This is a genomic window from Roseovarius sp. EC-HK134 (genome assembly GCF_902498815.1).
GTDB lineage: Bacteria > Pseudomonadota > Alphaproteobacteria > Rhodobacterales > Rhodobacteraceae > Roseovarius > Roseovarius mucosus_A.
Genome location: NZ_LR701544.1, coordinates 1 through 20,916, shown reverse-complemented (window position 1 = coordinate 20,916; position 20,916 = coordinate 1). Strand labels below are relative to the sequence as shown.

At 63.5% G+C, this 20,916-nt stretch carries 29 protein-coding genes; 4 read left to right on the top strand and 25 right to left on the bottom strand.

The window, feature by feature from the left end:
- Window positions 1-45 precede the first annotated feature (45 nt).
- A complete protein-coding gene (locus tag GC127_RS04185) occupies window positions 46-732 on the top strand; it encodes a DUF1045 domain-containing protein (protein WP_151976661.1) in 687 nt (228 codons plus the stop codon).
- On the opposite strand, the gene phnN is transcribed toward GC127_RS04185, so the two are convergent.
- The 9 genes from phnN to phnG are packed head-to-tail and all read right to left on the bottom strand — an operon-like array spanning window position 714 to window position 7,305.
- Window positions 714-1,262 carry a phosphonate metabolism protein/1,5-bisphosphokinase (PRPP-forming) PhnN gene (phnN, locus tag GC127_RS04180; protein WP_151976659.1) on the bottom strand — a complete coding sequence of 183 codons (549 nt, stop codon included), beginning with the start codon at window positions 1,260-1,262 and terminating at the stop codon, window positions 714-716. The two genes, GC127_RS04185 and phnN, sit on opposite strands and share 19 nt — an antisense overlap.
- Window positions 1,259-1,942 (bottom strand): phosphonate C-P lyase system protein PhnL, encoded by a 684-nt coding sequence (gene phnL / locus GC127_RS04175; RefSeq protein WP_151976657.1) that lies wholly within the window; start codon window positions 1,940-1,942, stop codon window positions 1,259-1,261. The genes phnN and phnL overlap by 4 nt, the downstream gene beginning before the upstream one ends.
- A gap of 16 nt (window positions 1,943-1,958) precedes the next feature.
- Complete coding sequence (locus GC127_RS04170; protein ID WP_151976655.1) at window positions 1,959-2,915, bottom strand: magnesium transporter CorA family protein; 957 nt, start codon at window positions 2,913-2,915, stop codon at window positions 1,959-1,961.
- A 21-nt stretch (window positions 2,916-2,936) separates the two neighbouring features.
- Window positions 2,937-3,707: a phosphonate C-P lyase system protein PhnK gene (gene phnK, locus GC127_RS04165; RefSeq protein WP_008279067.1), complete on the bottom strand. Its 771-nt coding sequence runs from the start codon at window positions 3,705-3,707 to the stop codon at window positions 2,937-2,939.
- Window positions 3,704-4,573, bottom strand: a complete 870-nt coding sequence (locus tag GC127_RS04160; protein WP_151976653.1) for an alpha-D-ribose 1-methylphosphonate 5-phosphate C-P-lyase PhnJ — start codon at window positions 4,571-4,573, stop codon at window positions 3,704-3,706. Before GC127_RS04160 ends, phnK begins: the two co-directional genes overlap by 4 nt.
- Entirely contained in the window at window positions 4,570-5,172 is a 603-nt protein-coding gene (locus GC127_RS04155) for an HAD family phosphatase (RefSeq protein ID WP_151976651.1), read from the bottom strand. The genes GC127_RS04160 and GC127_RS04155 overlap by 4 nt, the downstream gene beginning before the upstream one ends.
- A 31-nt stretch (window positions 5,173-5,203) precedes the next feature.
- On the bottom strand, window positions 5,204-6,292 hold the full coding sequence (locus tag GC127_RS04150) for a carbon-phosphorus lyase complex subunit PhnI (protein WP_151976649.1): 1,089 nt from the start codon (window positions 6,290-6,292) through the stop codon (window positions 5,204-5,206).
- Window positions 6,293-6,862 (bottom strand): phosphonate C-P lyase system protein PhnH, encoded by a 570-nt coding sequence (phnH, locus tag GC127_RS04145; RefSeq protein ID WP_151976647.1) that lies wholly within the window; start codon window positions 6,860-6,862, stop codon window positions 6,293-6,295.
- Window positions 6,862-7,305, bottom strand: coding sequence for a phosphonate C-P lyase system protein PhnG (phnG, locus tag GC127_RS04140; RefSeq protein WP_151976645.1), 444 nt, complete (start codon window positions 7,303-7,305; stop codon window positions 6,862-6,864). Before phnG ends, phnH begins: the two co-directional genes overlap by 1 nt.
- A 102-nt stretch (window positions 7,306-7,407) precedes the next feature.
- On the opposite strand from phnG, the gene phnF reads away from it, so the two are divergent.
- On the top strand, window positions 7,408-8,127 hold the full coding sequence (phnF, locus tag GC127_RS04135; RefSeq protein WP_008279061.1) for a phosphonate metabolism transcriptional regulator PhnF: 720 nt from the start codon (window positions 7,408-7,410) through the stop codon (window positions 8,125-8,127).
- A gap of 127 nt (window positions 8,128-8,254) precedes the next feature.
- On the opposite strand, the gene GC127_RS04130 is transcribed toward phnF, so the two are convergent.
- The 5 genes from GC127_RS04130 to phnC all read right to left on the bottom strand — a co-directional run bounded on the left by GC127_RS04130 (window position 8,255) and on the right by phnC (window position 13,068).
- Complete coding sequence (locus tag GC127_RS04130; RefSeq protein ID WP_254699995.1) at window positions 8,255-8,872, bottom strand: chloramphenicol acetyltransferase; 618 nt, start codon at window positions 8,870-8,872, stop codon at window positions 8,255-8,257.
- 102 nt (window positions 8,873-8,974) lie between these two features.
- Window positions 8,975-10,321: a phosphonate ABC transporter, permease protein PhnE gene (gene phnE / locus GC127_RS04125; RefSeq protein WP_081506805.1), complete on the bottom strand. Its 1,347-nt coding sequence runs from the start codon at window positions 10,319-10,321 to the stop codon at window positions 8,975-8,977.
- Between the two features lie 4 nt (window positions 10,322-10,325).
- Complete coding sequence (phnE, locus tag GC127_RS04120) at window positions 10,326-11,207, bottom strand: phosphonate ABC transporter, permease protein PhnE (RefSeq protein ID WP_081506804.1); 882 nt, start codon at window positions 11,205-11,207, stop codon at window positions 10,326-10,328.
- Window positions 11,208-11,276: 69 nt separating this feature from the next.
- Complete coding sequence (gene phnD / locus GC127_RS04115; RefSeq protein WP_037296633.1) at window positions 11,277-12,179, bottom strand: phosphonate ABC transporter substrate-binding protein; 903 nt, start codon at window positions 12,177-12,179, stop codon at window positions 11,277-11,279.
- 64 nt (window positions 12,180-12,243) lie between these two features.
- Entirely contained in the window at window positions 12,244-13,068 is an 825-nt protein-coding gene (gene phnC, locus GC127_RS04110; protein WP_151976641.1) for a phosphonate ABC transporter ATP-binding protein, read from the bottom strand.
- Between the two features lie 162 nt (window positions 13,069-13,230).
- On the opposite strand from phnC, the gene GC127_RS04105 reads away from it, so the two are divergent.
- A complete protein-coding gene (locus tag GC127_RS04105; protein WP_254699994.1) occupies window positions 13,231-13,788 on the top strand; it encodes a TetR/AcrR family transcriptional regulator in 558 nt (185 codons plus the stop codon).
- 5 nt (window positions 13,789-13,793) lie between these two features.
- Window positions 13,794-14,183, top strand: coding sequence for an META domain-containing protein (locus tag GC127_RS04100; protein ID WP_008279054.1), 390 nt, complete (start codon window positions 13,794-13,796; stop codon window positions 14,181-14,183).
- A 28-nt stretch (window positions 14,184-14,211) separates the two neighbouring features.
- On the opposite strand, the gene GC127_RS04095 is transcribed toward GC127_RS04100, so the two are convergent.
- The 11 genes from GC127_RS04095 to GC127_RS04045 all read right to left on the bottom strand — a co-directional run.
- The gene (locus GC127_RS04095; protein WP_008279053.1) at window positions 14,212-14,820 is read right to left on the bottom strand and encodes a response regulator transcription factor; all 609 of its coding nucleotides are present in this window, start codon (window positions 14,818-14,820) and stop codon (window positions 14,212-14,214) included.
- Between the two features lie 199 nt (window positions 14,821-15,019).
- Window positions 15,020-15,208 carry a hypothetical protein gene (locus GC127_RS04090; protein ID WP_008279052.1) on the bottom strand — a complete coding sequence of 63 codons (189 nt, stop codon included), beginning with the start codon at window positions 15,206-15,208 and terminating at the stop codon, window positions 15,020-15,022.
- Window positions 15,205-16,359, bottom strand: a complete 1,155-nt coding sequence (locus tag GC127_RS04085; protein ID WP_008279051.1) for a flagellar biosynthesis protein FlhB — start codon at window positions 16,357-16,359, stop codon at window positions 15,205-15,207. Before GC127_RS04085 ends, GC127_RS04090 begins: the two co-directional genes overlap by 4 nt.
- Window positions 16,352-17,173 (bottom strand): flagellar biosynthetic protein FliR, encoded by an 822-nt coding sequence (gene fliR, locus GC127_RS04080; protein ID WP_081506799.1) that lies wholly within the window; start codon window positions 17,171-17,173, stop codon window positions 16,352-16,354. The genes GC127_RS04085 and fliR overlap by 8 nt, the downstream gene beginning before the upstream one ends.
- A 1-nt stretch (window position 17,174) precedes the next feature.
- On the bottom strand, window positions 17,175-17,441 hold the full coding sequence (gene fliQ, locus GC127_RS04075) for a flagellar biosynthesis protein FliQ (RefSeq protein WP_008279049.1): 267 nt from the start codon (window positions 17,439-17,441) through the stop codon (window positions 17,175-17,177).
- 3 nt (window positions 17,442-17,444) lie between these two features.
- Complete coding sequence (gene fliP, locus GC127_RS04070) at window positions 17,445-18,185, bottom strand: flagellar type III secretion system pore protein FliP (protein ID WP_008279048.1); 741 nt, start codon at window positions 18,183-18,185, stop codon at window positions 17,445-17,447.
- Window positions 18,182-18,454: a flagellar assembly protein FliO gene (locus tag GC127_RS04065; RefSeq protein ID WP_151976637.1), complete on the bottom strand. Its 273-nt coding sequence runs from the start codon at window positions 18,452-18,454 to the stop codon at window positions 18,182-18,184. The genes fliP and GC127_RS04065 overlap by 4 nt, the downstream gene beginning before the upstream one ends.
- An 81-nt stretch (window positions 18,455-18,535) precedes the next feature.
- Window positions 18,536-18,844 carry a flagellar motor switch protein FliN gene (fliN, locus tag GC127_RS04060; RefSeq protein ID WP_008279046.1) on the bottom strand — a complete coding sequence of 103 codons (309 nt, stop codon included), beginning with the start codon at window positions 18,842-18,844 and terminating at the stop codon, window positions 18,536-18,538.
- Between the two features lie 16 nt (window positions 18,845-18,860).
- Complete coding sequence (gene fliM, locus GC127_RS04055) at window positions 18,861-19,838, bottom strand: flagellar motor switch protein FliM (protein WP_008279045.1); 978 nt, start codon at window positions 19,836-19,838, stop codon at window positions 18,861-18,863.
- A gap of 8 nt (window positions 19,839-19,846) precedes the next feature.
- Entirely contained in the window at window positions 19,847-20,422 is a 576-nt protein-coding gene (gene fliL / locus GC127_RS04050; RefSeq protein WP_081506796.1) for a flagellar basal body-associated protein FliL, read from the bottom strand.
- A gap of 8 nt (window positions 20,423-20,430) precedes the next feature.
- Window positions 20,431-20,916, bottom strand: a 486-nt coding sequence (locus GC127_RS04045; protein WP_199861951.1) for a flagellar hook-length control protein FliK, incomplete at its 5' end; no start/stop codon positions are given.

The window sequence follows — 20,916 nt, the reverse complement described above, 5'->3', positions numbered from 1 at the left end:
TGTCACGCTTTCTTGGCACGTCACGGTAACCCGACGAGAGACCTCATGGATTTTCACCGCTACGCGATTTATGTCACGCCCCCCGAGGGGGAATTTGCCGCCTTTGGTGCGGCGTGGTTGGGATGGGATAGCGCGCAGGGTTGTGCCGTGGCGCATCCCGAGGTGCCGGGGTTGCCCGCGCCCGTGGCCGAGATCACCGAGACCCCGCGCAAATACGGGCTGCATGCCACGATCAAGCCGCCCTTTGCCTTGGCCGAGGGGGAGGGAGAGGCGGGGCTGGTTGCGGCCTTTGAGCAGTTTTGCGCAGGCGAGGCGGCGGTCACGCTGGAGGGGGTGCAGATCGCGGGTTTGGGACGGTTTCTGGCGCTGGTGCCGGTGGGGGATCAGAGCGCCTTGAACGGGTTGGCGGCGCGCGCCGTGGCGGCGTTCGAACCGTGGCGCGCCCCCTTGACCGAGGCGCAATTGGCGCGGCGGCGGGCAGGGGGCCTGACGCCTGCGCAAGACGCGCTGTTGCTGCGCTGGGGCTATCCCTATGTGATGGAGGAGTTCCGGTTTCATATCACCCTGACCGGCAAGCGGCCCAAGGCGGAATTGGCACCGATCAAGGCCGCGCTGGAGGCGCGTTTGGGGCCGCTGGTGCCGCAGCCCTATGTCATCGACGCGCTGTCGCTGATGGGCGAGGATGAGGCGGGGCGGTTTCACCTGCTGCACCATCAGACCCTCACCGCGTAAACCGCCTTGAGCGCGGCCTTGGTCAGGCGGGGCAGGGCTGCGTCCGTGTCGAGTGTGATGACTGGGCCCACGCCCTCGGGCAGGGCCATATCCGCGCCGGTCAGGCGTTCGCGAATATCCTGCGGGGTTTCACGCCCGCGCGCCACAAGGCGGGATGCCAGCACCTGAGGCGTGGCGGTCAGGTGCAGGATGACAAAGGGCTGAAACCGCGCCTGCGCCTGTGCCAGAACGCCCCGTGAGAGATTGACCAAGAGGTCGCGCCCCGCCGCGAGATCAAGGCAGATGCCCACCGGCACCCCGTAGCGCAGGCCGTGCGCGCGCCAATGCAGGGCAAAGCCGCCCTCTTTGAGGCGGGCGTCGAATTCGGTGTCGCTGACCGCCTCATGGCCTTCGCCCTCGGGGTCTGGGGGGCGGGTGATGACGCGGCGGGCACGGCGCAGGCCCGGATGCTCTACGATCATGGCGCGCATCAGTGTGTCCTTGCCCACGCCCGACGGGCCGACCACGGCGATGAGGCGGCCAGGTGTCATGCGGCGCGCGCAGGGGTGAAGGCGGTCACATCCACCTCGCGGTCGCAGACACGGGCGCGCGCGGCCTCGTCGTGGAAGATGCCGATGATCGCCGCGCCGCGCGCCTTGGCCTCTTCGATGAGGGTCAGCACCACCTCGCGGTTGGTGGCGTCAAGGCTGGCGGTGGGTTCATCCAGCAGCAGGGCGGGAAAGGCATGCGCAAAACCGCGCGCGATGTTGACGCGCTGTTGCTCGCCGCCCGAGAATGTCGTGGGGCTGAGTGACCAGAGCCGTTCGGGGATGTTGAGGCGGTCAAGCAGCGCCTCGGCGCGGGCGCGGGCCGCATCGGGCGCGCTGCCAAGGATCAAGAGCGGTTCGGCCACCACATCGCGGGTCGGCACACGGGGCACGACGCGCAAGAACTGGCTGACATAGCCCAGCGTATGACGGCGCAACTGGATGATCTCGCGCGGTTCGGCGCGGGCGACATCGGTGTCGCCGACCATGATCCGCCCCGCATTGGCGCGGTAATTGCCATAGATCATCCGCATAAGCGTAGATTTGCCCGCGCCCGAAGAGCCGGTCAGCGCCACGCACTCACCGGCGGCAACGCTGAGATGCGCGCCTGCCATCACGGGGATCACCGCGCCGCCCTGATTATGCAGGGTGAAGCTTTTGCTCAGGCTGTCGATCTCGATCATTGCGGGTCTCCCATGTTCATAACCAGCCGCGGCGGCGGAAAATCCAGAGCGGCACCAGTGCCGATAGCGCCATGAGCCCGAGCGCCATCGGATAGCCGAAGGGCCAGGACAGTTCTGGCATCACCTCGAAATTCATGCCGTAGATCGAGGCCACCAGCGTGGGCGGCAGAAAGGCCACCGCCGCCACCGAGAAAATCTTGATGATGGCGTTCTGTTCGATGGTGATGAGGCCAAGGGCCGCATCCAGCATGAAGGCGGTTTTCTGTTGCAGATAGCCTGCCTGTTCGGTGATCGTGCGCACGTCGCGATATTGCGATTTGAGCGCGCCGCGCAGGGGTTTGGCCCCGCGCCGGGTGTCGATCACCGGCACGACAAAGCCCAAAAGCCGCTCCAGTGTCATCAGGCTCTCGCGGATTTGCATGACGCGCCCGTCAGCTTGGCCGATGTCGCGGAGCGCGGTGCGATAGGCCGAGGTATTAAGGGGTTTGTCGCCAAAGATGCGTTTGGAGAGCGCGTCGATGTCGCGGCCAGCCTGTTCGATGATATCGGCAAGCCGGTCGATGATTTCCTCGATCAGCCCGATCAGCACCGCCTCGACCGTGGCGCAGCCATGCGAGGATTTCCCCGCCTTGTCGGGATAGGTGGTAAAGGGGCGCGGGGCGTGGTGGCGCAGTGTCACCAGCCGGTCGGCCATGAGCACGAAAGACACCGGGCCGACGATGGTTTCGCCCGCGTCGTTGCGCGCGGGCAAGAGGGCGGTCATCACTGGCACGCCCTCTTCGAGATAGAGGCGGGAGGATTGTTCGATTTCGTCCTGATCCTCGCGGCTGGGCAGGGCGATGCCAAGACGCCCCGACATTTGCGCCAATTCCTGCGGGTCGGGGCTGAGCATGTCGATCCAGAGGACGGGGGCATCGCCAAGGTCTGGCACTTGATGCAACCCGGTCTCGTGCTTGGCGTAATAGGTGATCATGCTCTGCTCCTGCCCATGGCGTCAGACCTGCAATACGCTGGAAACAAGCAGTTGCGTATAGCCGTGTTGCGGATCATCCAGCACTTGATCGGTCAGCCCGTCTTCGACCACAAAGCCATCTTTCATCACCATCAACCGGTCGGCGAGCAATCGCACCACCGCCAGATCATGGGTGACGATAATGGCCGAGAGACCCATTTCGCGCACCAGCCCGCGCAAAAGATCAAGAAGCCGCGCCTGAACGCTGACATCAAGCCCGCCGGTGGGTTCATCCATGAACACCAAGCGCGGGCCGGTCACGAGGTTGCGGGCGATTTGCAGGCGTTGCTGCATGCCCCCCGAGAACGCCTGTGGCTTGTCATCCACCCGGTCGGCGGCAATCTCGACCCGGCCCAGCCAGTCAATCGCCTGATCGCGGATATCCCCGTAATGCCGTGCGCCCACGGCCATCAGCCGTTCGCCGACATTGCCGCCCGCCGAGACCCCCATGCGCAGCCCGTCGCGGGCGTGCTGATGGACAAAGGCCCAATCGGTGCGCATCAGCATCCGCCGTTCGGGTTCGGACATATGCAGCGTGTCGCGGGGGCCGTGGCCGTGCGTGTCAAAGATCACCTCGCCCCGGTCGGGGGGCAGATGCCCGGCAAGGCAACTGAGCAGCGTCGATTTGCCTGATCCGCTCTCGCCCACGATGCCCATCACCTCGCCGGGGTAAAGATCAAAGCTGACACCGTCACAGCCGCGCCGTGGCCCGTAGAATTTGGCAAGATCGCGCACTTGCAAAAGGGGGGTCATACCGTGGCCTCCTCATAGGGGGCACCCTGCGCCCCGATGTGGCCGCCTGCGCGGCGCGCGCGGCAATAATCGGTGTCGGAGCAGACAAACATGCGCCCGCCCGCGTCATTCATGATGACCTCGTCCAGATAGCTGTGGGATGCGCCGCAGAGGTCGCAATCGTGATTGGCCTTGGTGGCCTCGAACGGGTGATCTTCGAAATCGAGACTGACAACCTTTGTATAGGGCGGCAGAGCATAGATACGCTGTTCGCGCCCCGCGCCGAAAAGCTGGATCGCGGCCATGTTCAGCTTCGGGTTATCGAATTTGGGGATCGGCGAAGGGTCCATGACATAGCGCCCCTCGACCTTGACCGGATAGGCATAGGCGGTGGCGATGGCCCCATGCTGGCTGATGTCCTCATAGAGTTTCACATGCATGAGGCCATATTCCTCGAGCGCGTGCATCTTGCGAGTTTCCACCTCGGAGGGTTCGAGAAAGCGCAGCGGTTCAGGGATCGGCACTTGGTAGACAAGGATCTGATCCTCGGTCAGCGGTTCCTCGGGAATGCGGTGGCGGGTCTGGATGAGGCTGGCGCGGGCGGTCTCCTCAGTGGTGGCGACCTGCGCGGTTTTCTCAAAGAACTTGCGGATCGAGACGGCGTTGGTCGTGTCATCCGCGCCCTGATCGATCACCTTGAACGTGTCATCCGGCGTGAGGCAGGCGGCAGAGACCTGCACCCCGCCCGTGCCCCAGCCATAGGGCATCGGCATTTCGCGGCTGGCAAAGGGCACCTGATAGCCGGGGATCGCCAGCGCCTTGAGAATGGCGCGGCGGATCATGCGCTTGGTCTGCTCATCGAGATAGGCAAAGTTGTAATCGCTCATAATAGCCCCCTGTCGCAAAGGTCGGCGCGCAGGCCCTCGGGCCCGGTAAAGTGATGCGCCTGCCAGCCTGCGGCGCGGGCGCCGGTGACATTGCTGGCGGTGTCGTCGATGAAATAACACGCCTCGGGCGCGGCATCGGCGCGGGTGCAGAGGAGCTCGAAAATCTCGCGGTCGGGTTTGACCATGCGCTCGTGCCCCGACACGACGATGCCCTCGAAAAGCGTGTTCAGGTCGGGATGCAGGCGCTGCGCCTGCGGCCATGTGTCGGCCGAAAAATTCGTAAGCGCCCAGAGGCGGTGGCCGCTATCCTTGAGCGCGGCGGCGATGTCCCATGACCCTTGGATGCGGTTTTGGATGGTCAGGCCGAAGCGATCGAAATAGCCGTCCATGAGATCGGCATAGTGTGGCCAGTGGGCGGCAATCGCTGCCACCGCCTCGGGCCTGCTCCGGCCCCGGTCCTGCTCATAGTTCCAGTCGTAGAATCGAACCTCGGCCAGCAGCGCATCAATCTCGGCGTCGCTGCCGATGGCATGACGAAAGGCCGCCTGCGGGTCCCAGCGCAAGAGGACATTGCCGATGTCAAAGACAATGAGGGTCATGGGCGGGCCTGCTTCTTTATGGCAAAAATACTCATTCCGCCGCCTCCCGATGCGCCGCGCCCTCGGCCTCGCGGCGGAGTTTGCGCACCAGTTCCAGTTCGGACTGGAAATCGACGTAATGCGGCAGCTTGATATGCTCGAGAAAGCCGGTGGCCTGAATGTTGTCGGCATGCATGAGGACGAATTCCTCGTCCTGCGCGGGTGCGCCTTGATCCTCTTCGCCCAATTCTTTCCAACGCAGCGCCCGGTCCACCAGTGCCATGGCGATGGCCTTGCGCTCGGTCTGGCCAAAGACCAGCCCATAGCCGCGCGTGAATTGCGGGGGCTCGGTTTTGGAGCCTTTGAACTGGTTGACGGTTTCGCATTCGGTGAGGGTGATCTCGCCCAGCTCAATCGCAAAGCCCAGTTCGGGGATATCCATTTCCACGGCGACAGCGCCGATGCGCAACTCGCCCACAAAGGCGTGGTTGCGGGCATAGCCGCGCTGGGTGGAATAGGCGAGCGAGAGGATAAACCCCTCATCGCCGCGCGTCAGCGCCTGAAGCCGCAGCGCACGGTCTGCGGGCAGTTGCATCGGTTCGCGGGTGAGGTCGGGGGGCGTGGTATCGCTCGGGTGTTCTTGCTGGATCAGCCCCTCGCGGTCGAGATAGCCCATGATATGCGGCGTGGGGCCGGGGGTGGGCGTGGCTGTGGGCGCTTGCGGCGTCTCGCCCTCTGCCGCGAGTTTGAAATCCAGCAAGCGGTGGGTGTAGTCAAAGGTTGGCCCCAGAACCTGCCCGCCCGGCGCGTCCTTGAACGTGGCCGAAATGCGCCGATCACAGCGCATGGCGGCGGTATTCACCGGATGCGACGCGCCAAAGCGGGGCAGGGTGGTGCGATAGGCGCGGATGAGAAAGATCGCCTCGATCAGATCGCCGCGCGCCTGTTTGATAGCGAGCGCGGCAAGGTCGGGATCATAGAGCGAGCCCTCGGCCATGACGCGGTTGACAGCAAGGCTGAGCTGTTCGCGGATCTGCGCCACGCTGAGCTCGGCCACGGATGTATCGCCGCGCCGCTCTTCGGCCAGCCAAGCATGGGCGTTGTCGATGGCGCGTTCGCCGCCTTTGACTGCGACATACATCTATTGGCCCTCCACACGGGTTGAGCGCGGCAGCGCCGCGAGGTCATGACCAGAGGTGAAGAGAAAATCGAGCCCCAGCGGAAACTGTGCGGCGTTGCGCTGAAATGCGGCAATGTCGGGCAGCGAGAGCGCGGCGGTGGTTGCAATCCCCGGCCCGGTCAGGCGTGCGCCGGTGTGCGTGAGCTGCGCCATCTCGACGATCAGGGTGGTTGCGCGGTCGGGGTATTCGACCGTGCCGATGGGATAATCGGCCAGCGGTAGAAGGGCAGACCAAGGCCCGAGCGCGAACATGGCGCGGGGGCGGTCCACCAGCGGTGCGCCGGTGTGAAAGGTGATCCAGTCGCGCACCATTGGGGTATCAACCGCCCCCGCCAGATAGAGTGGCGTTTCAGGGTCACAGAGCGTCAAGAGCACCGCGCCCGCCGCGGGCGATAGGGGCGGTGGCGGCTCTGCGCCCATGATCTGCTCAATGGTGCCGGGACGGGCCATGGCGCGCATCACCGCGCGAAAGGCCAGGGCGGCCTCGGTGGGGGCTGCGGCAAAGCCGCCGGTCAGGGCTTCGGTCTGCATCAATCCTCTCCGCGCACAAGGGTGAAGAAATCGACCTTGGTCGCTGCGGCGCGGGCGGCGCGGGCGCTGCGGCGGGTGGTCTCGGCCTCTGCCAAAGGGGCCAGAACGCGGTCGCGGATCAGCGCGGCCTCGGCCCCCTGCATCAGCGCGTCAATCAGCGCGGCCTGCGTGGCGTGGCGCTTGTCGCGGCCCTGCACATAGCCGTGGCCAACGCGGCCATCGCCCAGTTGCAAGGCGCAGCGGGTGACGGTCATTTCACCAAGGTTGAAGGCGGCCCCCGTGGCCCCGGCGCGGCCCCGCACCATGACGCCGCCCACCTCGGGCGCACGCAGATAGGCGTAATCAGGGGATAGCCCCGTGTCAGACAAGAGCCTGTGCACATCCTCGGCGGGGGTGCGCGCCAAAAGACCCATCCAGCCCTTGCGCTCGGTTTCTTTGCTCATGTGGACACCTTGTGAAGTTGTCGGTATTACTATACAACTAGACAAATCTATACGCCAAACCCGCCTCCCTAGCAAGCCAGTCCACAATGAAACTTATGTGACATGCCCCGAGAAAAACCCGATGCCCTCTGGCGGGCGATCCACGACAGTCTGAGCCGTGACATCGCGGCAGGGCGCTATGGCCCCGGTGACAAGCTGCCGACCGAGGCGGTTCTGGCCACGCGGTTTGGCGTCAATCGCCATACGGTGCGGCGGGCGCTCGCGGTCTTGGCCGAGGCGGGGGTGATCTTTGCCCGGCGCGGGGCCGGGGCGTTCGTGGCGCATCGCCCGACCGAGTATCCGATCGGTCGGCGGGTGCGGTTTCACCAGAATTTGCAAGCGGCCGGGCGGTTGCCAACCAAAGAGATCTTGGCGCTTGAGACCCGCAGCGCCGATGCCGCCGAGGCCGAGGCGCTCAGGCTTGCGCCCGGGGCCATGGTGCATGTTTGTGACGGGCTGTCGCTGGCCGATGGCGTGCCGGTGGCGGTGTTTCGCAGCAGCTTTCCGGCGGCGCGGTTTCCCGGCCTGCCCGAGGCGCTGCGGCGGCTCAGATCGGTGACGGCGGCGCTGGCAGAGCAAGGGGTTGCGGATTTCACCCGCGCCTCGACGCGGCTCACTGCGAAACTGGCCAGCCCGATGCAGGCGGTGCATCTGCATCTCAGCCCGGGTGCGCCGATCCTGCGCACGATTGCGGTCAATGTCGATCCCGAGGGGCAGCCTATCGAATATGGCCGCACATGGTTTGCCGGGGACCGGATCACGCTGACCCTGGCGGATGCTTGAACACTTGCCCCGATGTCACGGCACTGTCACATCGCGGGCCTATCAGCGACGTATAGATCAGCTGCCTTTTTCATCCATGATTTCAGCATCTCAAGGGCGGCCCGTTGTGGCCGCCTTTTTCTTGCGGTCAGCCGCCGTGCTTTTCAAGAAAGGCCTCGGCGCTCAGGCTGCGAAAATCATCTAGGTTCTCCCGCAGGCGGGCGTGATCCCACTCCCACCACGCCAGTGCCATCATGCGGTCGGCCAGAGCGGGGGCAAGGCGCGGGCGCAGCGGCTTGGCGGGCACGCCTGCGACGATCATATAGGGGGCTACGTCATGCGTCACCACAGCCCCGGCGGCGATAACCGCCCCGTGGCCCACGGTGATCTCGGGCTTGACCTGCGCATTGTGACCGATCCAGGTGTCATGGCCAATCCGCGCCAGCCGCGCGCGGCGTTTGTCGAACCAAAGCGCATCGTCGGGCGCATCCTCCCAATAGCTGGCAGAGCGATAGAGAAAGTGGTGCAGGCTGGCGCGGTCGAGCGGATGATCCGTGGCCCCCACGCGCACAAAGCTGGCGATATTGGCGAATTTGCCGATCTCTGTATTGGCGAGATCGCAGGATCGGTCGCAATAGGAATAATCCCCCATCGCCACATGCGCGAGGCGGCTGCCGCGCCCGACCTCGGTATAGATGCCGAATTCGCAATCGGTGATGTCGCAGTCCGGGTGGATCAGGGCCTTGTCGGCCTGCAATCGGGGCATCGCGCGCTCCATAAGGGTTTCGGGCCTCCGGCGGGAGTATTTGGTCCAAAAAGAAAAGCGAAGGCTGCTTCTTTATGGTTCAAATACTCACAGTCCGCCCTCTCAGTGCCCAGCGTCGTCCGAGGTGATAAGTTTGCGGCGCAACCAGCCTGAGAGAGTGTCCATCAGCATCACCATGATCAGAATGAGAATGATGTAATAGCTGACCTCTTCCCAGTCCTTTTGCGTGATCATGGCCTGTGTGAGCAAGAGGCCGATCCCACCGCCGGTGATGGCCCCGATGATGGTGGCGCTGCGGGTGTTGGATTCGAGGTAATAGAGCAGTTGGCTGAGCAGGACGGGTGTGATCTGGGGGATCACGCCAAAGCGATAGCGTTGCAGCGGTTTGGCCCCTGTGGATTGGACGCCTTCGATTTGGTTCTTGTCGACGTTTTCCAGCGCCTCGGAAAAGAGTTTGCCAAAGGTGCCTGTATCCGTGAGCAGAATGGCCAGCGCGCCGGTCATCGGGCCGGGGCCAAAGGCGCGGGCGAGCACCAGCGTCCAGATCAGCGCATCGACCCCGCGCAAGAGATCAAAGACGCGCCGCACCGCCGCACGCACCGCGAGATAGGGCGAGAAGTTGCGCGCCGCCGCAAAGGCCAGCGGCAGCGCCACGAGGCCTGCCCCCATGGTGCCGAGAAAGGCCATAAGAATGGTTTCGAAAATGGCCCAGAGCACATCCTTGTGCTGCCACATGCGGTTGTTCCAGACGTCGGATACCATCGCCGCAAGGTTGCTTTTGTCCGCGACCACCCGTTCGCCCGAGACGGCAAGGCGAGCCAATTCACCAAAGCTTTTGCCATAGAACGGGCTGTCGAGGGTGAACCAGAAGAGTTCCCAGCCGAAGTGATAGCGCATCACCTCGGTGCGCGCCCGTGTCAGGGTCACGCGACCGGCCTCGGTGGTGATGTCCACCCGCGCGTCGCTGGCGCTGATCCAGTCGGGGATGGTGTCTGTGGGCAGGGTGAGTTTGACACCCTCGCGGCGCGTGACCTCGGCTGTGATCAGCCCATAGCCCGGCACATCATAGCGCAGCGTGTTGCCGTCAATCAGCACCTCTTGACCGTGTTTCAGGGATACGAGCGTGCGTTCCGGGCTTTGGATATCGACCCAATCGGGGCTGCGCCCTTCGGGCCATGTGCCCTTGTTCTCGCCCTCGACCGCGATGCTGAGTGCGCCCGACCGGTTGTCGCGGGTGACATGGGTTTTGTAGCTATAGCTATCGGCGACAAGGATGCGGGCATTGTCGAGCCGCGCACGGTCGGCCAGCCCCATGATGTTGAAGGCAAAAAAGATATAGGTGAAATAGGCAAGGATCACCGCCGGGACGGCAAAGGCCAACCGCCGTTTGCGGCGAAAGAGGGTGGCGGCGTCAAAGTGGGGCGGGGTGATGTCGGTCATCATGCTCATGGTCTTAGCCCTCGCCGATCAGCTTGTTGCGGTAATGGCTGGAGAGTTGGTCAAAAAGCACGATTGTGCCGAACAAGAGCAGAAAGATCGCGGCCACCTCATCGTAACGCCCTTGGCCCCAGCTAAAGGCGTTTTTCAGGTCGTATCCGATGCCGCCAGAGCCAACAAAGCCCAAGATGGCGGAGGCGCGGATGTTGATCTCGAAGCGCAGGAGCGCGTAGCTGAGGTAATTGGGGGCCACCTGCGGGATCACGCCCAGCCACATCCGTTGACCCCATGTCGCCCCCACCGATTGCAGCCCTTCGACGGGTTTGAGGCTGGCGTTTTCATTGACCTCGGAAAAGAGCTTGCCGAGCGCGCCCATGGTGTGAATGGCGATGGCGATCATCGCAGGCACCGGGCCGCCGCCGAGGATGAATATCAGCACGAGGGCGATGACAATCTCGGGCACAGCGCGCAGGATATCCATGATCCGGCGAAAGAGACCGATGAGGCGGGGCCATTTTGCCAGCCCGCGCGTCGCCAAAAGCGAGATCATCACCGCCCCAAGCGCGCCCAGAAGCGTAGAGGCTGCGGCGATGTTGACGGTTTCCAGCAGCGAGGGCAGGAATTTGGCCATCAGCCCCGGCAGGTTGGCGATTTTCTGGCCCGCCTCGGATAGCACTTCGCCGGGAAACTGAAAGATATTGCCGATCCCGTCCCAAAAGCCGCCCGCGTTGCGCGCATCCGCCACGCGAAAGCCCGAGACCATGAGGGCGATGAAGACGACCAGCATCACCATGCCGTAGAGGCGTTTGCGGCGGGTCATATCCATATAGGCGTCTTGCACGGATTTCACCCGTGCGGCGCCCGGTTCTGTGGCTTGGCCTGCTGTCAGATCGGTCATGTTTATCCCCCGTCATGCGAAACCGGGCCTGCGGCGATGCAGGCCCGGTTCTGTGTCAGCGCTTGGGCCTTAGTTCGAGGCCTTGCGCGCCTCGATGATCGAGAGATAGGCGTCGTGGTTGATCGGCTGGAAGCCGAGCGCCTCGCCGGCCATGAAGTTATAGGCACAATCGGCGTCCATATAGGGGAGCGAGGCGGTCAGGGTGGTGATGTCCAGCTTGACGCGCTCGGGCAGGGATTTGCGAAGCACGATGGGGCCTTCGGGGATGGGCTTGGATTTCCAGATTTCGACGATCTGGTTCATGTCGACAAGGCCCGCATCCGCCGCCTTGCGCAGCGCGCCGGAATTATAGCCGTCTTCCCATGCGCCCATGCCATCGGCCCAGGTGACGCCCGCGTCGACATCGCCATTGGCGACGGCAACGATGGTCTGCTCGTGGCCGCCCACGAACTTGACCTCACCAAAGTAGTCGCCCGAGTCCATGCTGGCCCCGATTTCGACGGGGATCTCGATCGAGGGGATCAGGTAGCCGCTGGTCGAGTTGGGATCACCAAAGGCAAAGACTTTGCCCTTCATGTCGTCGAGCGAGGCGATGTTGCGGTCTTTGCGCGCAAAGCCGATGGCATAATAGCCATAGGATTTGTCGAGGTTGGTCTTGACCATGACCGGCTCGACCGCCTCTGGGTCGGTCAGATAGGCCTTGGCATAGGCGGAGGCCCCAAGCCATGCCATGTCGAGCGTGCCGCCAAGCAGGCCCTGAATCACACCGTCATAATCGGCGGGGGTAAAGAGCTTGACCGGCACGCCGAGCAGGTCTTCGGCCTTGGCGCGGTAGCATTCGTTTGACGACATGCGGTCTTGGGCGTTTTCACCGCCCAGAATGCCGATGCGGAATTCGGTGATCTGGTCTTGGGCCAGCGCGGGGCTGACCAGAGCGGTGGTGGCGACGATGGCAGCAAAGAGGTTCTTCATGGGTTTTTCTCCGGTTGGATTGCGGCCCGCCACCCCCGGCGGGCCTTGGGTGGTTCGCGGGTCGTCAGACCGCCGCCTCGGCCGCGCGCAGGGCGCGGGCGGTGCTGCGGTCGAGCGTTTCAATCGAGGTCGATGTGCTGGCTTCGGAAAACGAGGCATCGGCACCGTAGATGTCGCGCGCAACGCCGGTGGTCAGTTGTTCGGGCGTGCCGTCGAACACGACGCGGCCATGCAGCATGCCGATCACCCGGTCGCAGTAGCGCCGCGCGGTATCGAGCGTGTGCAGGTTGGCGATGACCGTGCGCCCGTCCTCTTCGTGAATGCGGCGCAGGTCGTCCATCACGAGCTGCGCGTTCATCGGATCAAGGCTGGCAATCGGTTCATCCGCGAGCACGATCTTAGGGTCCTGCATCAGGGCGCGCGCAATCGCCACGCGCTGCTGTTGCCCGCCCGAGAGCGCCTCGGCGCGTTTGGGGGCATGGTCGGCGATGCCAAGCCGGTCAAGGATTTCGATGGCGCGGTGAATATCGGCATCGGGGTAGAGGTTGAACATGGTGGCCAGCGTCGAGCGGCGGTTGAGCGTGCCATGCAGCACGTTCGAGACCACATCCATACGCGGCACAAGGTTGAACTGTTGAAAGATCATGGCGCAGTCCGAATGCCACGCGCGTTTGTCGGCACCTTTGAGGGCTGTCACGTCGCGGCCCTCGAACAGGATTTGCCCCGATGTGGCATCGGTAAGCCGGTTGATCATGCGCAGCAGCGTGGATTTGCCAGCCCCCGAGCGACCGATGATGCCGATCATCGCCGGTCTGTCGACGGTGAAGGACACCCTGTCCACGGCGGTGTTCTGGCCAAAAGTTCTGGTCAGGTTCTCGATGCTGAGCACGGCCGATGCCTCCTTGGGTTGGGCCACCACGTAACGGCGGTTCTCAAAGAGTTTGCGACAGACGCGTAAAACTTTTGCGACAGGGGGCTGACTGGGCCAAAGGCGTGGCCCGCGACAGTGCCGCCTCTTGCAGTGCAAGGTCGGGCTGCGTATGGCAGGGGCATGACTGCGTTGCGCCGCCCCCGACTGACCCGCGATGACTGGCTTTTGGCCGGGTTCGAGGCGCTGTGCGAAGTGGGCCCGGCGGCGCTGGGCGCAGAGCCTTTGGCGCGGCGGCTGGGGGCAACGAAAGGGTCGTTTTACTGGCATTTTGCGGATGTTCCGGCCTATTCTGCTGCGCTTTTGGCGCTGTGGGAAGAGGACGCCGCACAGGGGCTTGAGGTAGCATCGCAGGCCGCCACCGAGGCGGCGCGGTTGCGCGGGTGTGCGCAGGCCATGGCTGCCACGGCTGAGGCCGATAGCCTGACACGGCGCGCCGAATCAGCGATCCGGGCTTGGGCCGGGACCGATCCTATCGCCGCAGAGGCGGTGGCGCGGGTGGATACGGCACGGCTGGCGCGGTTGCATCGGCTGCTTTCGGCCTGTGACATCGGCAATCTGGAAATGGCGCGCATCGTTTACGCGGCGGCGATCGGGATGCAGGCGATGCGTGATCCGGCGCGGGATCAGGCGGCCCCGGCGATTGGCTCGCTGGTCGATCTCATTCTTGCGCTGAGGTAGGGCCGATGCGGCTGGCTTTGGCGGTTATGGCGCTGTCGGCGTTGGGCGCTTGCAAGGATGAGACGGTGACCGGCTATGGCGGGGCCGATCAGATCTGGCATCTTGAAAGCATTGACGGCGCGGCGTTTGGCGCGCGCGCAACGCTGGAGTTTCCGGCAAAGGGGGCATTGGCGGGCGCGGGGCCGTGCAACACCTATTCCGGCAGGCAGACCGTGCCCTATCCGTGGTTTTCCGCCGAAAGCGTTGTGACAACCAAGCGCGCCTGTCCGGAGTTAGCGGCAGAGGCGCTCTATCTGGCGGCGCTGCGCGAGATGAGTTTGGTCGAGGTACTGGGCCCTGTTTTGATTCTGTCCAATGACGCGGGCCGCGAGATGGTGTTTCGCGCGGGGGAGTAGGGACACGCGGCGGCGCTCCGCGCCGCGCTCAGATCAGCGCGCGTTCGCGGCTGATCATGGCGGCATGGGCGCGGTTGCGGGCGTTCAGCTTTTTGCAGATCGAGCGCATGTGCATCTTGATCGTGACCTCATTGGTGCCCATGTCGCGCGCGATTTCCTTGTTGGTCAGGCCATCGGCGGCAAGGCGCAGCACGAAAAGTTCCTTTTCCGTCAGGTCATGTTCTGGCCCGGCCTTGTCGAGGCCCGGCGTGCCGGCATCCATCGGTACAAAGACCTGCCCCGAATTGATCAGTTGCAGCACACTGTTGAGTGATTGCAGCGGCATCGTTTTAGGGATCAGCCCCTTGCAGCCCAATTCCAGCGCGCTGTGCAGGAAATGCCGATCCACCATGCCGGTAAAAAGCACGACCTTGGCGGGGGCGGATTTCTCGATCACGCTTTTGACGCTGGCAAGCCCGACCATACCCGGCATTTTAAGATCGAGCAGGACGATATCGACATCTGTATGCTCGGACAGCAGGCTGAGGATGCCATCATAGGAATCGGTGGTGATCGCCACATTGCCGGGCTGCGCGTTGAGCATGTTGCCCACGGCTTCGGCGAGAAGGTTGTGATCGTCTGCAAGTAAAATTTTCATAGACATTGCCTGGGTTGTCCTGCGCTGTAATTCAATCGCGGCGTGGCGACGCGAGCCCAGCTCTGTGCATCGTGAACTATCCCCATCTGTTAGACATTCCGGGGCGAAGTTCAATAGTTTCGGTGCAGGTTGGGGAAATCTGTCGTCAAGTGTTGCGATTTGTCTTGGGAAGGGGGCGAAATCCTGTGGTGACTGCCCTCTATCGGCGGTCAAGCCGCCGGGCGATGGGATGGCGTGCTGCGCCTAAAAAGCAGGCGGCGGCACAAAGCAGCAGCAGCGCGGCCTTGGGCTGAGGGGCCTCTAGGGCGGTGCCCAGAGACCAGAGACCCACGCCAATGAAGCAAAGGGTCGAGATCATTTCTCCGGTGGAGCGGGGGCGCTCGGTCATTGATTTCTCCATCTGAGGGGGCGGCCAAATTCGTCAAGGGTCAGGTCGGGGGGCAGGTCGACATCGGGCATGGGGGCGGGTTGCCCCTGTTCCAGACGCCACACATGCGCAAGGATCACAGCCACGGCGGCAAAGAGCACATCGGGAATTTCCCGGCCAATAGCCCCTGTAAAGTAAAGGGCGCGCGCCAGTGGCGGCACTTGCAATGTAGTGACACCCGCGCGGCGGCCCCGGCGGATCACAGCCTGCGCCATTGGTCCCTTGCCCATGGCAAGGATGCGCGGTGCGGTATCGGTGCCCGGCTCGTAACGCAGGGCGATGGCGAAATGAGTGGGGTTGGTGATGATGGCGGTGGCCATCGGTACATCGGCCAATGCCTTGCGCTCTGACGCGCGGCGCGAGGCCTGCATCTGGCGGCGGCGCATCGCACCTTTTTGCTCGGGCGAGCCTTCGGATTCCTTGGATTCGTCCTTGATGTCCTGCCGCGACATGCGCATGGATTTTGTGTTGGAGTGGATTTGCCAGCCAAGATCAAGTGCTGCGATCACCACAAGGCCAAGCAGCAGCCCGCCCAGCACCCGCAGCATCGCCGTGCCAAAGAGCACCATCGCATCGCCGGGTGCCAGAGCCGAAGAGCTGCCAAGCGCAGGCAAAAGCGGGTAGAGCATCAGCACACCCGCCGCAAGCAAGAGCGTGACCTTGAGCACCGCCTTGAGCAGATCGACCAGCGCCTTCATCGACACCATCCGCCCCAGCCCGGTCATGGGGTTCATTTTCTCGGGTTTGAAGCCCAACGCCTTGGGCGCGAAATTGAGGCCACCCATGGCCGATTGCGCCATGAGCACAGCCGCCAGCAGCGGCAGGCCCAGTCCGGGGCCAGCGGCCAGCATCCAGAGCATCATATCGCGCGTGTGCCCAATCATCATCGCGTCGAGCGATTGCGCCCCGTCGATCACCAGCCCTGTTGCCCAAAGCCCGGCCAGACCCGGCAGCGCCCATTGTCCGGCGCTGAGGATAAGCGCGCCCATGCCCAGCGTGACCAGCACGAAGACCTCGGTAGAGGTTGTGATCCGCCCCTCTTCGCGCGCCTCTTGGCGGCGTTTCTGGGTTGGCTCTTCGGTTTTTTCCTGTCCGTCGTCTGCGTCAGCCATTGGGTAATCCGTTCAACATCTCCATCAGATGCTGCAAGGCCTGTGCCACCCGTTCCGACAGGGCGGGGCCAAGGCTGGTGACGGTGAGAAAAAGCAAGACCAGCGTGGCGGTCATCGTCAGCGGAAAGCCAAAGGCAAAAAGATTGAGCGAGGGGGCAGAGCGGGTGATCACCCCGATCACGAGGTTCAGCAGCAATAGCACCGAGACGACGGGCATCATCAACTGAGCCGCGTTGCGAAACATCGCTGTGGTCGCCTCCATGCTTGCGTCGATCAGCACCGTGCCCGCGATGGGCGTGCCGATGGGAATAAGGCGATAGCTGTCGAGCATCAGGCGGATGGCGGCAAGATGGCCGTCCTCGGTCACGAAAATGGCCAAGAGGAACAGCATGAAAAACTGGCCAATGACCGGCGATTGCGAGCCGCTGGTGGGATCGACCTGCGCCGCAAGGCCCAGGCCGGCGGTATTGGCGATGCGGTCGCCGGCCATGACGGCAGCGGCAAAGAGGATTTGCAGCACCATCCCTGCCGACAGCCCGATCGCCAGTTCACGCAGGGCGATAACCACGCTTGAGAGGCTGGAGAGCGCTTCGGGTTCGGGGATCGGAACCTGACCCATCAGTGGCACCGTCAGGCAGACCGAAATGATGATCCGCACCGGCAACGAGATGAACCGCGCCGCAAAGAGCGGGGCCGAAAGGACAAAGGCACCGATGCGCAGCATGGCGAACAGAAATTGCAGCGCGAGCCCCGTCAACTGCGTGAGTTCCAGACCCGGCAAGCCGGTGGCAGAGGGGGCGAATTCGGGCAGCATCCTAGTGCATCGTCGCGATGGCGTCGAAGACGTGGGTGAAATAATCGGTCATCGTGCTGAGCATGAAGCCCGACATGAGCGCCATGGTCACGATCACGATGGCCATTTTCGGCACAAAGCTGAGTGTTGCCTCGTTGATCGAGGTGGCTGCCTGAAGGATGCCGATCACAAGGCCCACGGCGAGCGCCACCAGCAGGACCGGACCTGCTGTCAGCAGGATATTCCAGTAGGCCATGCGCAAATGTTCGATATTGGCGTCGAAATCCATGGCTCAGAGCGCTCCTTGAAAGCTGGAGGCAAGCGAGCCCATGGTCAGGGCCCAGCCATCGACCAGTACGAACAACAGCAGTTTGAAGGGCAGTGACACGATCATCGGCGAGAGCATCATCATGCCGAGTGCCATCAGGATCGAGGCGATCACCATGTCGATCACCAGAAAGGGCAGGAACAGCAGAAAGCCGATCTGGAACGCGGTCTTGAGTTCCGAAGTGATATAGGCGGGCAAGAGCACGGCCACCGGCACTTCGGCGTCGCTGGCATAGGGGGCATCGCCCGCCAGTTCCGCGAACATCAAAAGGTCGTTCTGCCGGGTATTGGCCAGCATGAAGCCTGACAGCTTGTCCCAGGCCAGCCGCACCGCCACATCCGGGGCCATCTGCCCATCGAGATAGGGGCTGAGCGCGGTGTCATACACCTCTGTCAGCACTGGCTGCATCACGAAGAACGACAAAAAAAGCGCGATGGCGATGAGCACCTGATTGGGAGGTGTCTGCATCGTGCCCATGGCTTGCCGCAGGATCGACAGCACGATGATGATGCGGGTAAAGGCGGTCATGCCCAGCACCAGCGACGGCAGCACCGTGAGCGCCGTCATCAGCGCCAGAATTTGCAGTGAGAGCGAATAGGTCGTGCCGTTTTCGTCCGAGAGGGTGATTGCGGGCAGGCCCTGTTGCGCCAGAACCGGCGCAGGCAGCAGAAGGGCAAGGATCAGAAGCGGAAGAAGGCGGCTCATGCTGTGGCTCCCTCGGTCTGGGTCAAGAGGGTTAGGGCGGTGCCCGAGCGGCGGCCCATCACCACCAGCACGGTTTGTCCTTCGGCCTTGAGCAAGAGCGCGCGGCTGTCGCCGCCCAGATTGAGCGTCTCGGTCAGTTCCAGTTTGCGACCGTTTGCCAGACGGGCGGCGAGCGGTGCGCGTTTATGGCGGATCACGGCCCAGACCAGCACGAGCACGCCCAGAAAGCCCGCAATGGTCAGGATGCGGTCAGGGGTCAAGACATCCACGGGGGTATTCTCCTGCAAAGGTTGATCAAGGGTCAGTTGATCAACCCGTGCAGGTTTCGTGCCACGCAAAGGGGTAGGGTGTCAGACGGTTTCGATCCGTTGCCGGGGATCGACGATATCGCCAAAGCGGATGCCGAATTTCTCGCCCACCACGACCACCTCGCCCTTGGCGATGGGGGTGCCGTTGACCAGAATGTCGAGCGGGTCGCCCGCCATGCGGTCGAGTTCCACCACCGAGCCTTCGTTGAGGCGCAAGAGGTCTTGCAGTGTGATTTGGGTATTGCCCACCTCAACGGTCATGCTGACACGGACATTGGCCAAAAGGCCAAGGTCCACGTTGGTCAGGCTGGTGTCGGGCTGGTCGGTCGGGGGGGTCGCATCATTGGTCATGGCGGGGTCCTTGGGGTCAGGGTTCGATACGGCGGGTAAGCGAGAGCGCGGCGCGGCCATTCTGCGCGCCCGGTTCGGCGTCAAAGAGCGGTGTGCCTTCGACCAGCAATTGCGGGCGCAGCGTCAGATCAACCGGCACGACGCGACCGGGGCGCAGCCCGGTCAGGGCGCTGATGGGCACATTGGGTTCGGCCAGACGCGCCGTGACATTGAGCGGCACAGCCATCACCGCCTCGCGCAGGCGGCTGCGCCAGCGCAGGTCATCGGCCACTTGATCCGACTGCATCCGCGAGCGCAGGCGCGCGGCAATGGGCTTGAGCGCCTGAAGCGGGTAAATAAGATCCAACGTGGCCGGATCGGCCTCGGGCAGCTGGATGATGAAAGAGCAGCAGACCACCTTTTCTTCGCTTTCGACAAAGGTGGCGAATTGCAGATTGTCCTCATGCACCGGATTGGCGAAATCGAGCGGGATCAGATCGCGCCACGCGGCCTCGAGCGCGCGGTAGATGCCCTTGGTCACGATTTCGATCACCCGCGTCTCGCTAGCGGTAAACTCGGCGCGGCCACCCGGCAGATAGGCGATATTGCCGCCGTAATAGGCATTGGTCAGCAAGGATACGAAATTGGGCGGCAGCATGATCAACTGATTGCTGCGCAGCGCATCGACGCGGGCGGTGGTCAGGCTGACAAAATTCTCCAACTCGTCGCAGTAATGCGAAAAGCTTTTGACCTCGGGTGGAAAGGCAGAGATGCGCGGGTGCATCCGCAGGAACGGCAGGAACACGGGCCGCGCCAGACGACAAAAGCGTTCGTTGACCATGCGCAACCCGTGGTAATCGCCCATGATCGACAGGTTGTCAGAGCCGAATTTGTAGCGCTTGACGCTTTCGGTGCCGTGGGTCTGCTCTTTCTCCATGTCGAGCAGGCCGTCGACAAGGGCTGCGACCTCGTTCGAGCTAAGTTTGTGGGTGGCGCTGGTGGTGTTGCGGGCCATGGGGCGACCTATTGCAGGACAAAGGAGGGAAAGAAGACGCCCTCGATGCCGCCGAACCCTTCGAGGGCTTCGAGGCGGGCGTTGATCGCAGTCTTGAGCGCCTCTGCCAGCGCCTCGCGTCCGGCGGTGCCTTCGACATCCTCTTCGGCAAAGCCCGAGATCACCGCCAACATATCCGAGCGCAGGGCCATGGCGTGGGTTTCGATATGCGCGATGACGCTCTCGTCATATTGGGTCGAAACGCCAACACCGATCTGGAGAAACCGGCGCGAGCCCTTGAGATTGGTGGTCAGCGGATCGGGAAACTCGTGATAGCGGGTCTCGAAGACGGGGGCCTCGGGCATCTCTTTGGGGATACGCTTGGGGCCAGCTTCGGCCTCGCCCGCGGCCTCGGCGGCGGCGGTTTCCAATTCGAGCAGGCGCAACACCTCTTGCGACGGTGACAGCGCCCCGCCAGACAGGTAGAAACCCGCCCCAAAGCCGCCGCCGCCCAGAAGGAGCGCCATCAAAAGCCAGACAAGCATCTTCTTGAGAAAGCCACCCTTGGGGCGGGCATCGAGATTGGGGAGTGCGGCATCGGCCATGGGAAACCTCAGGCGATCAGGTCAATGGAAGAGCGCGCAGGCGCGCGCGGGGAAAGCGGGTGTGAGGAGCTGTCATCGTGAGCGGTGGCATCCTGCGACAGGCCCGGTTCGGTGCCGGGCTGGCCATTGCCACGCGGGTTGGCATCGCCGCCCGTGGTGCCAAAGCCCGCCGCGCCGCCTGAGCCGCCCGTCGTAGTGGTGGATTGGCTGCCCATCTCGAGCCCGGCGCGGGCCATGGCCTCGGCCAGACGCGGCTGGGCCTCGGCCATGGCGCGGGCGGCTTCGGGGGTTTCGGTCACGATATGCACATGGGTCACACCGTCCTGAGTTTCCAGCCGGATTTGCAGCGGGCCAAGACGCTCGGGGGTGAGCGTGAGGGTCAGAGTGTCGATATCTGCGCTGATGCCCTGCTGAATGTCCTGCACCATCTGTTCGGGCCAGTTGGGGGCCGCAAGATCAAGGGTTTGGGGCAGCGGGGCGCTGGTCAGGGGGGC

Excerpts from the sequence above, each read along its gene's own strand:
- GC127_RS04185 (WP_151976661.1), top strand. The coding sequence starts at position 46 with ATGGATTTTCACCGCTACGCGATTTATGTCACGCCCCCCGAGGGGGAA.
- phnN (WP_151976659.1), bottom strand. The coding sequence starts at position 1,262 with ATGACACCTGGCCGCCTCATCGCCGTGGTCGGCCCGTCGGGCGTGGGC.
- phnL (WP_151976657.1), bottom strand. The coding sequence starts at position 1,942 with ATGATCGAGATCGACAGCCTGAGCAAAAGCTTCACCCTGCATAATCAG.
- GC127_RS04170 (WP_151976655.1), bottom strand. The coding sequence starts at position 2,915 with ATGATCACCTATTACGCCAAGCACGAGACCGGGTTGCATCAAGTGCCA.
- phnK (WP_008279067.1), bottom strand. The coding sequence starts at position 3,707 with ATGACCCCCCTTTTGCAAGTGCGCGATCTTGCCAAATTCTACGGGCCA.
- GC127_RS04160 (WP_151976653.1), bottom strand. The coding sequence starts at position 4,573 with ATGAGCGATTACAACTTTGCCTATCTCGATGAGCAGACCAAGCGCATG.
- GC127_RS04155 (WP_151976651.1), bottom strand. The coding sequence starts at position 5,172 with ATGACCCTCATTGTCTTTGACATCGGCAATGTCCTCTTGCGCTGGGAC.
- GC127_RS04150 (WP_151976649.1), bottom strand. The coding sequence starts at position 6,292 with ATGTATGTCGCAGTCAAAGGCGGCGAACGCGCCATCGACAACGCCCAT.
- phnH (WP_151976647.1), bottom strand. The coding sequence starts at position 6,862 with ATGCAGACCGAAGCCCTGACCGGCGGCTTTGCCGCAGCCCCCACCGAG.
- phnG (WP_151976645.1), bottom strand. The coding sequence starts at position 7,305 with ATGAGCAAAGAAACCGAGCGCAAGGGCTGGATGGGTCTTTTGGCGCGC.
- phnF (WP_008279061.1), top strand. The coding sequence starts at position 7,408 with ATGCCCCGAGAAAAACCCGATGCCCTCTGGCGGGCGATCCACGACAGT.
- GC127_RS04130 (WP_254699995.1), bottom strand. The coding sequence starts at position 8,872 with ATGCCCCGATTGCAGGCCGACAAGGCCCTGATCCACCCGGACTGCGAC.
- phnE (WP_081506805.1), bottom strand. The coding sequence starts at position 10,321 with ATGAGCATGATGACCGACATCACCCCGCCCCACTTTGACGCCGCCACC.
- phnE (WP_081506804.1), bottom strand. The coding sequence starts at position 11,207 with ATGACCGATCTGACAGCAGGCCAAGCCACAGAACCGGGCGCCGCACGG.
- phnD (WP_037296633.1), bottom strand. The coding sequence starts at position 12,179 with ATGAAGAACCTCTTTGCTGCCATCGTCGCCACCACCGCTCTGGTCAGC.
- GC127_RS04105 (WP_254699994.1), top strand. The coding sequence starts at position 13,231 with ATGACTGCGTTGCGCCGCCCCCGACTGACCCGCGATGACTGGCTTTTG.
- GC127_RS04100 (WP_008279054.1), top strand. The coding sequence starts at position 13,794 with ATGCGGCTGGCTTTGGCGGTTATGGCGCTGTCGGCGTTGGGCGCTTGC.
- GC127_RS04095 (WP_008279053.1), bottom strand. The coding sequence starts at position 14,820 with ATGAAAATTTTACTTGCAGACGATCACAACCTTCTCGCCGAAGCCGTG.
- GC127_RS04090 (WP_008279052.1), bottom strand. The coding sequence starts at position 15,208 with ATGACCGAGCGCCCCCGCTCCACCGGAGAAATGATCTCGACCCTTTGC.
- GC127_RS04085 (WP_008279051.1), bottom strand. The coding sequence starts at position 16,359 with ATGGCTGACGCAGACGACGGACAGGAAAAAACCGAAGAGCCAACCCAG.
- fliR (WP_081506799.1), bottom strand. The coding sequence starts at position 17,173 with ATGCTGCCCGAATTCGCCCCCTCTGCCACCGGCTTGCCGGGTCTGGAA.
- fliQ (WP_008279049.1), bottom strand. The coding sequence starts at position 17,441 with ATGGATTTCGACGCCAATATCGAACATTTGCGCATGGCCTACTGGAAT.
- fliP (WP_008279048.1), bottom strand. The coding sequence starts at position 18,185 with ATGAGCCGCCTTCTTCCGCTTCTGATCCTTGCCCTTCTGCTGCCTGCG.
- fliN (WP_008279046.1), bottom strand. The coding sequence starts at position 18,844 with ATGACCAATGATGCGACCCCCCCGACCGACCAGCCCGACACCAGCCTG.
- fliM (WP_008279045.1), bottom strand. The coding sequence starts at position 19,838 with ATGGCCCGCAACACCACCAGCGCCACCCACAAACTTAGCTCGAACGAG.
- fliL (WP_081506796.1), bottom strand. The coding sequence starts at position 20,422 with ATGGCCGATGCCGCACTCCCCAATCTCGATGCCCGCCCCAAGGGTGGC.